At 62.3% G+C, this 13,422-nt stretch carries 7 protein-coding genes and 1 pseudogene; 3 read left to right on the plus strand and 5 right to left on the minus strand.

The window, feature by feature from the left end:
* Nucleotides 1-39: 39 nt before the first annotated feature.
* Nucleotides 40-1,005, minus strand: a complete 966-nt coding sequence (locus tag ACQB61_RS05720) for a sodium:proton symporter (RefSeq protein ID WP_430511844.1) — start codon at nt 1,003-1,005, stop codon at nt 40-42.
* 133 nt (nt 1,006-1,138) lie between these two features.
* Between ACQB61_RS05720 and ACQB61_RS05725 the strand changes: the two are divergent.
* Nucleotides 1,139-1,591 (plus strand): annotated as a pseudogene (locus ACQB61_RS05725) (FAD-dependent oxidoreductase); the annotation flags it as partial.
* A gap of 100 nt (nt 1,592-1,691) precedes the next feature.
* A complete protein-coding gene (locus tag ACQB61_RS05730; RefSeq protein WP_430511845.1) occupies nt 1,692-2,366 on the plus strand; it encodes an NAD(P)/FAD-dependent oxidoreductase in 675 nt (224 codons plus the stop codon).
* 168 nt (nt 2,367-2,534) lie between these two features.
* Here the strand turns inward: ACQB61_RS05730 and ACQB61_RS05735 are convergent, their stop codons facing one another.
* From ACQB61_RS05735 to ACQB61_RS05750, 4 genes are all read right to left on the minus strand, one after another.
* A complete protein-coding gene (locus ACQB61_RS05735; protein WP_430511846.1) occupies nt 2,535-3,323 on the minus strand; it encodes an autotransporter outer membrane beta-barrel domain-containing protein in 789 nt (262 codons plus the stop codon).
* The gene (locus ACQB61_RS05740; RefSeq protein WP_430511847.1) at nt 3,299-7,717 is read right to left on the minus strand and encodes a beta strand repeat-containing protein; all 4,419 of its coding nucleotides are present in this window, start codon (nt 7,715-7,717) and stop codon (nt 3,299-3,301) included. Before ACQB61_RS05740 ends, ACQB61_RS05735 begins: the two co-directional genes overlap by 25 nt.
* Nucleotides 7,718-7,973: 256 nt before the next feature.
* Nucleotides 7,974-8,804 carry a phage tail protein gene (locus ACQB61_RS05745; protein ID WP_430511848.1) on the minus strand — a complete coding sequence of 277 codons (831 nt, stop codon included), beginning with the start codon at nt 8,802-8,804 and terminating at the stop codon, nt 7,974-7,976.
* Nucleotides 8,805-9,304: 500 nt separating this feature from the next.
* Entirely contained in the window at nt 9,305-9,784 is a 480-nt protein-coding gene (locus ACQB61_RS05750) for an Lrp/AsnC family transcriptional regulator (RefSeq protein WP_019966625.1), read from the minus strand.
* Between the two features lie 152 nt (nt 9,785-9,936).
* Here ACQB61_RS05750 and ACQB61_RS05755 point away from each other — a divergent pair, with 152 nt between their 5' ends.
* Entirely contained in the window at nt 9,937-13,413 is a 3,477-nt protein-coding gene (locus ACQB61_RS05755; RefSeq protein ID WP_430511849.1) for an indolepyruvate ferredoxin oxidoreductase family protein, read from the plus strand.
* Nucleotides 13,414-13,422: the final 9 nt, after the last annotated feature.

The following is a 13,422-nucleotide window of genomic DNA, read 5'->3' on the forward strand; positions in this document are numbered from 1 at the left end:
CAGAGACCGGCGCTTATCTCAATGCAGGGATAGGCGTTGCTATGCCTGTTTTGCATCCGTTGCTGCCGTCAGGCGCCGGGCCAGCGGGCGGACGAGATAGGGCAGGGTGTAGATTGGCAACTGGCCCAGGCCGAAATAGAGCCAGGCAAGGTCCGGCAGGGTGCCGCCAAGGGCTGCCACCATCAGCCCCATGTTCCGGTTTCCCGCAGAATAGGCGATGACGAAGGCGTCGCTACGCAGGGCCGGGGCAAAGACCAGCAGTGTCAATCCTGCCTGCGTCAGCGTCACCGTATAGGTGAGCAGAACGATGCCGAGTGATGCCAGCGGACGGCTGGCAAAGCTCGCTGCAACACCGTCCATCACGGCGACCGCAAAGAAGAACAGCAAAAGCACGTTGCCACCACTGATTACATCCTGCGCAGCAGCGATCCGCGCCTCACCTGCCAGACGCCGGAGCAGCGCCGCCACGGCCATGGATCCGGCAAGCAACGCAAATAGCTTGAGGCCCAGTGTCAGGCTGTCGAGCGGCAGCGTCTCTCCCAGAATGAGATAGGCGGTGAAGGGGGCCGTAAGCGGCACCAGCAGCATCGACAGGGTCAGTACAGTAAGACTGAGCGCACCATCCAGCTTCAGAAAATACATGAAGGCGGGCGATGACATGATGGCAGGTGCTGCCGTGACGATGAAGAGCGCCATGGCAAGATCGGGCGCTGCCTCCCGCAAACCCGCGGCCGAGGCCAGAAGGGCGGCGCCTGCTGGCAGCAGCAGCATCATCCAGAGGCTGGCCGCGAGCACCAGACCAGGACGGCGGAGGCGGGCCAGAACGGCGGTCTGATCCACTTTCAGGAAGGCGAGGACCAGAAGCGCGAAAATGGCTTCGGAGACAAAGGGCCGCGCCAGTGCGGAGAGGCCGGGCAGCACCATGCCGGCGAAGGCACTCAGGGCCACCGCGCCCGTGCCCCGGCGGCCCAGCCAGCCGAGCGTGCCTGTGAGGGAAAGTGCCATACGGTAATTCTCTCCTTTAGGTGTTGGCGAAAGAGGCTATAAGCGTCAGAATATTAAGCAACTCGGGCGGGTGCAGGCAGGGCTGGAAGGGTGGCAGGTGCGCACAGTTGACGTCATCGTGCTTGGCGCCGGCATGGTCGGAACCTCGACCGCCCTGCAGTTGCAGCGACGGGGGCTTGACGTTGCCCTTGTCGACCGGCGCCAGCCTGGCGAAGAGACGTCCCATGGTAATGCCGGGATCATAGAGCGCAACGGATTCCTGCCGCCCGGTTTTCCCAGTGATGCGGGATTTCTGCTCACCATCGCGCTGGGGCGCTGGCCCGGTGCCAATTACAGCCTTGGCGCGCTGCTGCGTCTGCTGCCCTGGCTGATGGCTTTCCGGCGCCATGGCAGCCGCACGGGCGTGCAGCGTTTTGCCCATGCGATGAATGCGCTGGAGGCCTATGCCATTGGCGAGCACAGGGTGCTTGCGGAAGCTGCTGAGGCGCTGAAATATTACAGGCAGACGGGCACCGTTTATCTCTACCGCACTGAGGCAGGTTTTGAGGCAACCGGGGCCGAACGTCATTATGCGCGCATCTTTGGTGTAGATTACCACGAGCTGGATGATCTCGACCTCAATGAACTGGAGCCGTATCTCACGGCCGAAGGCTGCAGGGGCATCTTCTGGCCCGAGAGCGAGATCGGTGTCCAATCCCGGCGCAGTCACCAAGGCCTTTGCCCGGTCACTGGCGCAGAAGGGCGGGGAGATCCTGACCGGAGATGCAAGGCGTCTGACGCGCTCTCAAGGGGGATGGGCTATCGCCACGGACAAGGGGCCGGTGCGAGGGCGCGCCGTTGCCCTGTGTCTGGGGCCATGGTCCATGGATATCCTGAAGGGCTTCGGCTACCAATTCCCGCTTGCGGTCAAGCGTGGTTACCATCAGCACTACAAGGCCAGAGCCGGAGCGGGATTGTCGCGGCCGGTGGTGGATGCCGAAATGGGCTATGTGCTGGCGCCAATGGAAAAGGGTGTCCGACTGACGACGGGCATCGAGCTTTCCGAACGCGATGCCGCGCCGACGCCTGTGCAGGTGGAGCGCGCCTTCCGCAAGGCCCGCGAGATTTTTCCGCTGACGGTTCCTGCCGAACCTGGTGCCTGGATGGGCTCCCGCCCCTGTTTGCCGGACAGCCTTCCGGTGTTGGGCGCAGCTCCCGGCGAAAACGGCCTCTGGCTCAATTTCGGCCACGGCCATTGCGGTTTCACGCTGGGGCCGGTCACCGGGCATATTCTGGCTGATCTTATCACCGGAGTGCCGCCGGTCATCGACCCTGCGCCGCTGTCCCCCTCCGCTTCCTGTGAGCGGCCGCTCTTTCCCTGACATTCGGGTTCAGGCATTCAGATTGCAGCACGGCGGTCCATTGCTGCCGGCGCAGCAATTGCGCTGACGCCTCACGCTCTCTGCCAATGAGCCTTGCTCATTGGCAGAGAGGTTGTCTGGGGCAGAGAGGCTGTCTGGTGTGGGGCTTCCGTGTCGCAAGACCTGATGTCAGAAGCGGATGCCTGCGCCAGCCCTTGCGGTGAGGGACGTGCTGCCGTCGCCCTCCACATTGACTTTCACACCTGCGTTCAGCCGCCAGCTGGAGCCATCGGTCAGCATCAGGCTGCCCTCGGCTGCGCCAAAGGCTCCCTTGCCACCAAGCCCCGCATAGCCGCCCGTGAGTTCAAGGGCGGGGGTCAGCAGCAGGCCATTGTCCAGGATGAAGAGCCGCGCCAGTTCAAGTGCACCGCTCACACGGAACTGTTCCTCGATGAAACCATCCATAAGGATCTGGTCACCGGCACCGTTCCGGACTCCATAGTCCTTGACCTTCTCTGACAGATAGACGGCCCGCAGGGTGGGGGAGAGCGTCGTGGCTGCGTCCAGATTCCACTCACCGGACAGAGCTGTATCTGCCATCCAGCGTGTGGTGTCGAAGGTGCCGTCCCAGAACTCCGTGTCAATGTCGTTGGAAGACCCGCCAAGAAACAGCCGCGTATCCCAGAAGACGTTCCGGTAGACCTCGATGGAGGCATAGGGACCGGCCAGCCAGCCATTGCCGCTCAGCCGTGCCCCGCCAGGGGTGGGGTCACTCATGCGGTCATAGTGGAAAGACACACCAAGCAGGGCCCAGTCGGCCAGAAGATAGTCGGCACCTGCGGAGAGCATGGCAAAGCTGCCCCAGCGGCCATCATTCTGCTTGCGCGTATGGGCGGAGGCTGAACCCCGGATCCAGACGTTGAATGCCAGCGGTTCGGCTTTGAGATCCGGTGTCAGTGCGTTGCTGGCTGCGCGCATCTGTTCAAGGCTTGTGGCAAATCCAAGGGATACACCACGCTGCGAGGGGTGAAGCGCATGCTGACGATTTCGTTCGCCGTCTGCATCCGCCGCCTGTCACGCAGTCCGGGCACCTTGACGGAGTTTGCGATAAGGCCCTGCCGCGTCCGCACGAAGCCCCGGACAAGGCTGTCGATCTCCGCAGCGACCTTTTGTGGATTGTATCCGAGGTTGTAGATCACGCTGCCGGTGTTCGAGATCCTGAGCTCGCTCGTTAGTGAGAAGCGAATGGTAACCTGTCCGGAATAGGCCGGGTCCGGCGTGAACTTCAGATAGTAGCCTGCTGAGCCGCTAACGCCGCCAGCCTGGGCAAACTGGCTGTTTACAATGCGTGCCGTCCCTGCATTTGCGGGTTCAACAGACACAATGTTTGCGTCAATGAACGGACCGCCGGTCGCGCCTGTGGCGAGATTGACGTTGGTGGGCGTTGATCCGGCAGGAACGGTCACCACCTTGTCTGTCACGGTCACGGCGCGCTTCTTGACTTCAAGCGTATAGGCAGCAGAAGCAACTGCGTTGTTGGCGTCGCTCACCTGAATGGTGAAACTGTAGCTGCCTTCCGTGCCCGTATTGAGCGGCCCGTTCAGCGCGCCAGTCGACACGTTCAGGACCATGCCGGGAGGCAATGCCCCCGCACTGATGCTGAAGAGATAGGGGCCGGAACCACCGCTGACAGCAATGGTGGTGGTGTATTCTTCGCCTGCCATCGCCTCGGGCAGGGCACCGCCTGCGGGCTCAAAGCTGATTGATGCAGGAGCAGCGTTCACGTTGAGGCTATATGCTGCGTCTCCAGTATTGGTGTTGGCATCCGTCGCTGTGACGGTGAAAGTCGCAGTGCCTGCGGTTGTGGGCGTGCCGCTGATCTCACCGGTGTTGGTGTTGAGGCTGAGGCCTGCGGGCAGCGAGCCTGTGACGGCATAGGTATAAGGCCCCGTGCCACCGGATGCGGAGACGGACTGGCTGTAGGCGGTGCCGACCTGCCCGGCGGTGAGGGCGCCTGCCGCGGGCGACAGGGTGATGGTGACCGGGGCTGCATTGATCTGCAGGGAATAGGCCGCGTTGCCCGTAGCGTTGTTGGCGTCCGTTGCGGTGATAGTGAAGTTCGGGTTCTCGACCGTTGTCGGCGTACCGCTGATCTCACCGGTGCTGGTGTTGAGGCTGAGGCCTGCGGGCAGCGAGCCTGTGAGGGCATAGGTGTATGGCCCGGTGCCGCCGGATGCGGAGACGGACTGGCTGTAGGCGGTACCGACCTGACCGGCCGTGAGGGCGCCTGCCGCTGGCGACAGGGTGATGGTGACCGGGGCGGCATTGATCTGCAGGGAATAGGCCGCGTTGCCCGTAGCGTTGTTGGCGTCCGTTGCGGTGATGGTGAAGTTCGGGTTCTCGACCGTTGTCGGCGTACCGCTGATCTCACCGGTGCTGGTGTTGAGGCTGAGGCCTGCGGGCAGGGAGCCTGTGAGGGCATAGGTGTAAGGCCCGGTGCCACCGGATGCGGAGACGGACTGGCTGTAGGCGGTGCCGACCTGACCGGCTGTGAGAGCGCCTGCCGCTGGTGACAGGGTGATGGTGACCGGGGCTGCATTGATCTGCAGGGAGTAGGCCGCATCGCCCGTAGCGTTGTTTGCGTCGGTTGCGGTGATGGTGAAGTTCGGGTTCTCGACCGTTGTGGGCGTACCGCTGATCTCACCGGTGCTGGTGTTGAGGCTGAGGCCTGCGGGCAGCGAGCCTGTGAGGGCATAGGTATAAGGCCCGGTGCCGCCGGATGCGGAGACGGACTGGCTGTAGGCGGTGCCGACCTGACCGGCGGTGAGAGCGCCTGCTGCAGGGGCCAGGGTGATGGTGACCGGGGCTGCATTGATCTGCAGGGAATAGGCCGCGTTGCCCGTAGCGTTGTTTGCGTCGGTTGCGGTGATGGTGAAGTTCGGGTTCTCGACCGTTGTCGGCGTACCGCTGATCTCACCGGTGCTGGTGTTGAGGCTGAGGCCTGCGGGCAGCGAGCCTGTGAGGGCATAGGTATAAGGCCCGGTGCCGCCGGATGCGGAGACGGACTGGCTGTAGGCGGTGCCGACCTGACCGGCGGTGAGAGCGCCTGCTGCAGGGGCCAGGGTGATGGTGACCGGGGCTGCATTGATCTGCAGGGAGTAGGCCGCATCGCCCGTAGCGTTGTTTGCGTCGGTTGCGGTGATGGTGAAGTTCGGGTTCTCGACCGTTGTCGGCGTACCGCTGATCTCACCGGTGCTGGTGTTGAGGCTGAGGCCTGCGGGCAGCGAGCCTGTGAGGGCATAGGTGTAAGGCCCGGTGCCGCCGGATGCGGAGACGGACTGGCTGTAGGCGGTGCCGACCTGACCAGCGGTGAGGGCGCCTGCTGCAGGGGCCAGGGTGATGGTGACCGGGGCTGCATTGATCTGCAGGGAGTAGGCCGCATCGCCCGTAGCGTTGTTTGCGTCGGTTGCGGTGATGGTGAAGTTCGGGTTCTCGACCGTTGTGGGCGTACCGCTGATCTCACCGGTGCTGGTGTTGAGGCTGAGGCCTGCGGGCAGCGAGCCTGTGAGGGCATAGGTGTAAGGCCCGGTGCCGCCGGATGCGGAGACGGACTGGCTGTAGGCGGTGCCGACCTGACCGGCTGTGAGAGCGCCTGCCGCTGGTGACAGGGTGATGGTGACCGGGGCTGCATTGATCTGCAGGGAATAGGCCGCATTGCCCGTAGCGTTGTTGGCGTCCGTTGCGGTGATGGTGAAGTTCGGGTTTTCGACGGTTGTGGGCGTGCCGCTGATCTCACCGGTGCTGGTGTTGAGGCTGAGGCCTGCGGGCAGCGAGCCTGTGAGGGCATAGGTGTAAGGCCCGGTGCCGCCGGATGCGGAGACGGACTGGCTGTAGGCGGTGCCGACCTGACCAGCGGTGAGGGCGCCTGCTGCAGGGGCCAGGGTGATGGTGACCGGGGCTGCATTGATCTGCAGGGAGTAGGCCGCATCGCCCGTAGCGTTGTTTGCGTCGGTTGCGGTGATGGTGAAGTTCGGGTTCTCGACCGTTGTGGGCGTACCGCTGATCTCACCGGTGCTGGTGTTGAGGCTGAGGCCTGCGGGCAGCGAGCCTGTGAGGGCATAGGTGTAAGGCCCGGTGCCGCCGGATGCGGAGACGGACTGGCTGTAGGCGGTGCCGACCTGACCGGCTGTGAGAGCGCCTGCCGCTGGTGACAGGGTGATGGTGACCGGGGCTGCATTGATCTGCAGGGAATAGGCCGCATTGCCCGTAGCGTTGTTGGCGTCCGTTGCGGTGATGGTGAAGTTCGGGTTTTCGACGGTTGTGGGCGTGCCGCTGATCTCACCGGTGCTGGTGTTGAGGCTGAGGCCTGCGGGCAGAGAGCCTGTGAGGGCATAGGTGTAAGGCCCGGTGCCACCGGATGCGGAGACGGACTGGCTGTAGGCGGTGCCGACCTGCCCGGCGGTGAGGGCGCCTGCCGCTGGCGACAGGGTGATGGTGACCGGGGCTGCATTGATCTGCAGGGAGTAGGAGGCGCTGCCGAACGAGCTGCCGGCATCGGTGGCCGTGATGGTGAAGTTCGCAGTACCTGCGGTTGAAGGCGTGCCGCTGATTTCACCGGTGCCGGTGTTGAGGCTGAGGCCTGCGGGGAGACTGCCGCCGGAGACAGCGTAAGAATATCCACCCGCACCGCCGGACGCGGTGACGCTTTGACTATAGCTTACGCTTTCCTGGCCGGCCGGCAGTGCTCCCGAACCAGGGGAAAGCGTTACTGGAGGGCCTTCGGTGCAGGATACGCGAAGCGTTGTCGAGGCGCCTGTTGTCAGGTTCGTGTTGTTTCTCTGAACATCGATCTGAATGTAAACCGTGTCTGAAGAGGCAAGTGTGCGCGTGCCGCTTGAGGTGAATGAACCGTTGTCTGTCGTATTGGCGGTTCCTATCCAGCTCGTGTCATCAAAGGAGCCGACTTCATATTTGGCGCTTGTGTTTCCGGACGGATCAGATGTGCCAGTCGCGAACCAGGACAGCGACTCGCCATTGTTGAACGTGTCGTGTTCTGAGACGAACTGAAAGCTTCCACCAGACGGGATGTCTCCGATCGTTATCGTCTTCCCGCTTCTCCATTCATCATTCACCGCCTGACACGCCGCAGAGAGCGCAGCTTCCGAGCGGGTGGCGGTGACGAGAAGGGCCGTCAGAGCAAGGCAGAGGAACAGGCAAAGACGGGACAAGATTGATAGGGGTGAGAAACGGCCCACGGTGGTTATGATGTTCTCAACTTGCGTGCCCGGCCGGAATTCTGCCCTTTGTGGCCCAGCCCATTCCAGACGCGGCAATCCATTTCCTGCCAGCTTGCTGCCCGTCACCAAGTGCATGCGCCCATTCCCCCATGGCCGGGGCAATTTAAGCCCCGGAAAACTCTCTGCTACGACGCGCTGGTTTCCGGCTGTCTGCCGATGATGCCAGTCCTGCAAGAACGGGTACCGCCTGCAAAAGGCATCCTGTGTGCGGTCATAGTTCGCGGCAAACTATGCAATTTCTAGATGCTGCTACTGAAAGTTTCTTGCCATGCTTCGCGTGTATGGGCAACGCTTTTGCAACGTTGCCCATACAATTTATGGGGAGTTTCCGTTACGGTCTGTCAGGGTAAAGGCCGTTGATCATAATGCAGTAGCTCATGGCAAGCGAAGGAGACTGGTTCACGAAGGCTGTGGCACCACCAGTATTGCCAATTGCTACGACGCCGCCGGTGATGCCTGACTGGTAGGTGAAACTGATGGGGCCATTGCCGGCGGCACCCGTCAATTGCACGTCAAGGCCGCTCAGTTCCACGTCTGGCGCTGTGCTGGGGGAAGCAACATAGATGTTTGCTGCGCCGCCGCCTGATGCGGCGCCCTTGCCGAAATAGGAGTTGGCAGCAAGAGTTGCGCTGCCAAATGCATCTTTTGCATTAAGTTTTGCGGTGACGCCCAGGGTACCTGCTGAGGCAGGGACGTTGACTGTCTGCGTGCCGCCGCCGGTGCCGACAAATGTCGCCGAGTGATTGTGCGGAGGCAGGTTGGCTATTGTGAGGGTTGTTGTCTGCGTGCCGGATTGGGCGGCAAAAGGCTGGGGGAGCATCCCTGGTCCTGTGCCATAATTGAGAATCGCCCGGCCGCGCAGGTCCGGCAGTGCGAACTGTCCGCTCTGGGCGGAGCCGCCATATTGGGTCCCGATCAGGCTGTAGAGCGCCTGATTGCCGTTGATCGCAATCTGCCGCCCGTCGGCGGGCAGCCAGTTCCGCGGGCACCAGTTGAAGGCAAAGGCGCAGACACTTCCGATATAGGATTCCATGTTGCAAGCCTGTGCCGGAGCTGAGCTGCCGATCACGAGGGCGGTGCTGCCTGCACCCAGCATGGCGAGGGCACCCAGGGTGGACAGTCCGTGGCCGAAGATGTGGGCGGGTTTGAGCTGCTTTCTCATCCTGATCTCCAATTCAATTTCATGCGGCCGGGTGTGCACGGTTTGCGTGTGTGCCAGGCCGCCCATTGATGAGGACGGATGAGTGGAACGACTGTGAAGTTCCATTGCTGTATTTTCTTTTATATATAATATTATTATATGTTTAACTCTATTTTTATTGGGTTTCTGCTGGTGATTAGTGTATTTTGTCTTGTGTTTTTTTGTGTTTTATTTTGTTTTTTTACGTGTTCAGGTTGAGTGTGTGCGGCCGAAGACGGCCTGCGTTCTGCTCGTTTGCAGGATGTTCAGCTGGGCGAAGATGAGGGAAATGGGCGCGCACTGCATTCCGGGCAAGGCATGACTATGTGCCGGACGGCTGTCGCCAGCCCGCCCTGAGCAAGGATCACTGGATGCGGATAAAATGCCCAATCGTCCGATACTGACGTATCGCGTCCTGAAGATACTCAATAGCCGCAAGGGCTTGATCTGATCCTGAAGTGCCTGGCGTGTCGGGGGCGGTTTTACCGTTCGCGCAAGGGCAGAGCGACAGTGTCTTTGACCGTGTTGACGACAATGCGGGACTGCACGTCGGAGACCAGCGTGTTGTCGAGAAGTTTCAGCCTCAGGAAGTTGTCGTAGGCCTTGATGTCTTCGGTGACCACCTTGATCAGATAGTCCACGGCACCGGTGATCCGTTCGCAGGTAACGACTTCCTGCCAGTGATGCACCAGCTTGTCGAAGGTCTCCATGTTCTCACGGCTGGGTACGGTCAGCTTGACGAAGGCATAGGCAACGAAGCCGAGACCGACGGCTTCGCGGTCGACAATGGCGGCCACTTGCCGGATGACGCCCATCTCCTTCAGCTTCTTGATCCGCCGCCAGCAAGGCGTTTGGCTCATGCCCGCAGCGCGGGCGATTTCTGCGATGGACTGGGACGCATCTCTTTGCAGGACCCGCAAAACGCGGATATCGGAAGGATCAAGAAGAAAATTCTCTGTCATGGGCCTGTCGGGGAAGAAAATCACGGCCAAGGGCTTGGCTGGAGGCACAATAGCACAGAAATCACCCGCGAAAAGGAGGATATTGGTCTTCGAGAAACCGCTCTGGCACCCGGGAGTAGAAGGCGGGCGTCAGGCGGCCGAGGAGGGAACCGATGAACGCTTACGCGCCCGTGGTGTCGCTGGACGACAAATATACCGCAACAGGCGGCCGGATCTATCTGACCGGCATTCAGGCGCTGGTGCGCCTCGCACTCGACCGGCAGCGGCTGGATCGAATGGCTGGCCTGAGGACCGGCGGTTTCATCTCGGGTTACCGCGGTTCTCCGCTGGCGGGCTACGACACGGAACTGACCCGCGCTCGCAAGCATATTGCAGCCCATGACGTGGTGTTCAAGCCCGGCGTGAACGAGGAGCTGGGCGCAACGGCGGTCTGGGGATCGCAGAAGCTGCGCTTGCAGGGCAAGGGCTCCGATTTCGATGGTGTTTTCGGCATCTGGTACGGCAAGGCGCCGGGCGTGGACCGTGCAGGGGATGTGCTGAAGCAGGCCAATGCCTCGGGCGTGGACCGCAACGGCGGTGTGCTTGCACTTGCAGGCGACGACCATCTGGCAAAGTCCTCGATCCTCCCCGCGCAGAGTGAATTCTTTTTCGAGCATGCCGAAATCCCGGTGCTCAATCCCTCCGATATTCAGGATGTGCTCGACTTCGGCCTTCATGGCTTTGAGATGTCGCGCTTTGCCGGCCTCTGGTCGGCGCTGATCTGCCTTGCCGATACAATGGATGCTTCGGCGACCATTTCGGTCAATGCGGACCGGCTCCATTTCGTCCGCCCCGAGCAGGACCCCTGGCTGCTGCATGATCTCAACCGTGTGCTGCTGCTGGGCAACCGGCTTGAGACGGAGCGCCTGCTGCGCGATGTGCGCATCCCGGCAGCTCAGGCCTATGTGCGGGCAAACCGGCTGGACCGGGTGGCCTTCGGTGCCAGCCGCCCGCGCCTTGGCCTTGTTGCGACCGGCAAGGCCTACCGTGACCTGCTGCAGGCGCTGGATCTTCTGGGCATCAACGAACAGCGGGCGAAGGAGATCGGCCTTGCGGTCTACAAGGTAGCGCTCGCCTGGCCGCTGGAGCCGTCGGGGCTGGCCGAGTTTGCGCGTGGTCTCAACAAGCTGATGGTGGTGGAGCACAAGCGCGCCTTCCTGGAGCCGCAGATCAAGGAAATCTCCTATCACTGGCCGGCGGAAGCCCGTCCGCGCATCTGGGGCAAGCGGACGCCTGAGGGTGAGCCGATGCTCTCCGATGTGCTGGAACTGTCGGTTGCCGAAATCATCCGGGCGCTGCTCGGCTATCTGCCGGAGGATGTGGTCACCGAGGACATGCGGGCGGTCAGTACTCGCATGAACAATCAGGTGATGTGGGCGCAGGGGCATGCAGAGCGTGCAGTGCGCATTCCTTATTTTTGCTCCGGATGCCCGCATTCCTCTTCCACAATCGTCCCGGAGGGTGCCCGCGCGCTGCCAGGCATCGGCTGCCACGCGATGACCGAACAGGCCGGGCGTACCACCGACGGGCAGATTGCCATGGGCGGCGAGGGCGTGCTGTGGGTGGGGCAGAAGGACTTTGCCTGCGACACCCACGTCTTCGCCAATCTCGGCGACGGCACCTATTTCCACTCCGGAATTCTGGCGATCCGTCAGGCGGTGTCCTCGAAGGTGCCAATTACCTACAAGATCCTCTACAACGACGCGGTGGCGATGACCGGTGGCCAGCCGCATGACGGTCCGCTCACCGTGCCGCAGATGTCGCGTCAGCTGGAGGCCGAAGGCGTGGCGCGCATCGCGATCGTCAGCGAGCGGCCGGAAAACTATACCGGCCGCAAGGATCTGGCACCTCTGGTGGAGGTGCTGCACCGTGATCATCTGATGGACGTGCAGCGCGAGTTTCAGAAGGTTGATGGCGTCACCATCATTATCTACGACCAGACCTGCGCCGCCGAAAAGCGCCGCCGCCGCAAGAAGGGCGCCTATCCGGACCCGGATCTGCGGCTCTTCATCAACGACCGGGTGTGCGAAGGCTGTGGTGATTGCTCGGTCCAGTCCAACTGCCTGTCGGTGGAGCCGGTTAAGACCCGCTACGGCGAAAAGCGCCAGATCAACCAGTCCAGCTGCAACAAGGACTTTTCCTGTGTGAAGGGCTTCTGCCCCTCCTTCGTGGAAATTGAGGGCGCGGCATTGCGCAAGGCTGAGACCCACGGCGTGGACGTGGACAGCCTTCTGGCCGGCTTGCCACCGGTGGAACTGCCTGGTCTGGAGCGGACGCTGAACCTGCTCATCGCGGGGATCGGCGGCATGGGAGTGACGACGATCTCGGCCGTGCTGGCCATGGCTGCGCATCTGGATGGCAAGCAGGCTTCAACGCTGGACATGACAGGTCTTGCCCAGAAGGGCGGGCCGGTGACCTCGCATGTGCGCTTTGCCTCGCTGGCCCGCTCTATCGAGGGTCCGCGCGTGCCCACCGCCAGCCTTGATGTGCTGATTGCCTCCGACATGGTGGTGGCCACCAATGCCGAGCAGCTGGCCATGACGAACCGCTCCGCCACCCGCGTCTTTGCCAACACCCGCGTGGCGCCGACGGCGGAATTCGTGCTGAAGCAGACGCTTTCCTTCGACGAGGCACGGATGCTGAAGTCGCTGGAGGCTGCTTCCATCCTGTGCAAGGCAGCGGATGCGGCAACGATCGCGGAGCAGCTTCTGGGTGATTCCATCTACGCCAACATGATTCTGGTGGGCATGGCCTTCCAGAGCGGCGCCCTGCCGGTGAGTGCGGAAGCCATTGAAACGGCGCTGCATCTCAACGGCGCGCAGGTGAAGGCCAATGTGAAGGCCTTCCGCGCCGGGCGGGTACTGGCGGCGGCTCCCGAAAAGATCCTGGCTGCCCTGCCGCAGCCGGAAAAGCTGGAGCCCGAGACCCTGGACGTGCGCATTGCCCGTCAGGAGCGCGAGCTGGTTCTCTATCAGGATGCGGCCTATGCCGCCCGGTTCCGCAAGTTGATTGATGCCGTGCGGGCAGCCGATGCCGCCCATGGCCCCGGCACCTTCCGGCTCACAGAGACGGCGGCGGACATGCTCTACAAGGTCATGGCCTACAAGGACGAGTATGAAGTGGCGCGGCTTTATGCCGATCCGGCCTTTGCCGCAAAGCTCAAGGCCCAGTTCGAGGATCCGAAAAAGGTAAAGGTGATGCTCGCCCCGCCGTTGCTGTCCCGGGGCAAGGACCCGAAGACTGGGCGCCCGGCCAAGATGGCATTCGGTCCCTGGGTGTTCTCCGCCTTCCGCCTGATGTCGAGGATGAAGGGCCTGCGCGGCACAGCCTTTGATCTCTTCGGCCGCACGGCTGAACGCCGTGCAGAACGGGCGCTTGTGGCAAGCTATTCAGCTGACCTCCAGACCATCATCGCGGCGCTGCCCAAGGCCAGCTATGGCCTGCTGGTTGAGCTGGCCCGTGTTCCGGATCTGGTGCGCGGCTATGGCCCGGTGAAGGAAGAGAACCTGAAGAAGGCAGAAGCCAAGCGCGAACAGCTTCTCGACCGGCTCAAGGGAGACACTCCGGAGTTTGTGGCGGCGGCTGAGTAGCATCAGTTC

The sequence above is a fragment of the Pannonibacter phragmitetus genome, assembly GCF_050510895.1.
Classification (GTDB): domain Bacteria; phylum Pseudomonadota; class Alphaproteobacteria; order Rhizobiales; family Stappiaceae; genus Pannonibacter; species Pannonibacter phragmitetus_B.

Coding starts and splice junctions, on each gene's coding strand:
- ACQB61_RS05720 (WP_430511844.1), bottom strand. CDS start 1,005: ATGGCACTTTCCCTCACAGGCACGCTCGGCTGGCTGGGCCGCCGGGGC.
- ACQB61_RS05735 (WP_430511846.1), bottom strand. CDS start 3,323: ATGCGCGCAGCCAGCAACGCACTGACACCGGATCTCAAAGCCGAACCG.
- ACQB61_RS05740 (WP_430511847.1), bottom strand. CDS start 7,717: ATGCACTTGGTGACGGGCAGCAAGCTGGCAGGAAATGGATTGCCGCGT.
- ACQB61_RS05745 (WP_430511848.1), bottom strand. CDS start 8,804: ATGAGAAAGCAGCTCAAACCCGCCCACATCTTCGGCCACGGACTGTCC.
- ACQB61_RS05750 (WP_019966625.1), bottom strand. CDS start 9,784: ATGACAGAGAATTTTCTTCTTGATCCTTCCGATATCCGCGTTTTGCGG.
- ACQB61_RS05755 (WP_430511849.1), top strand. CDS start 9,937: ATGAACGCTTACGCGCCCGTGGTGTCGCTGGACGACAAATATACCGCA.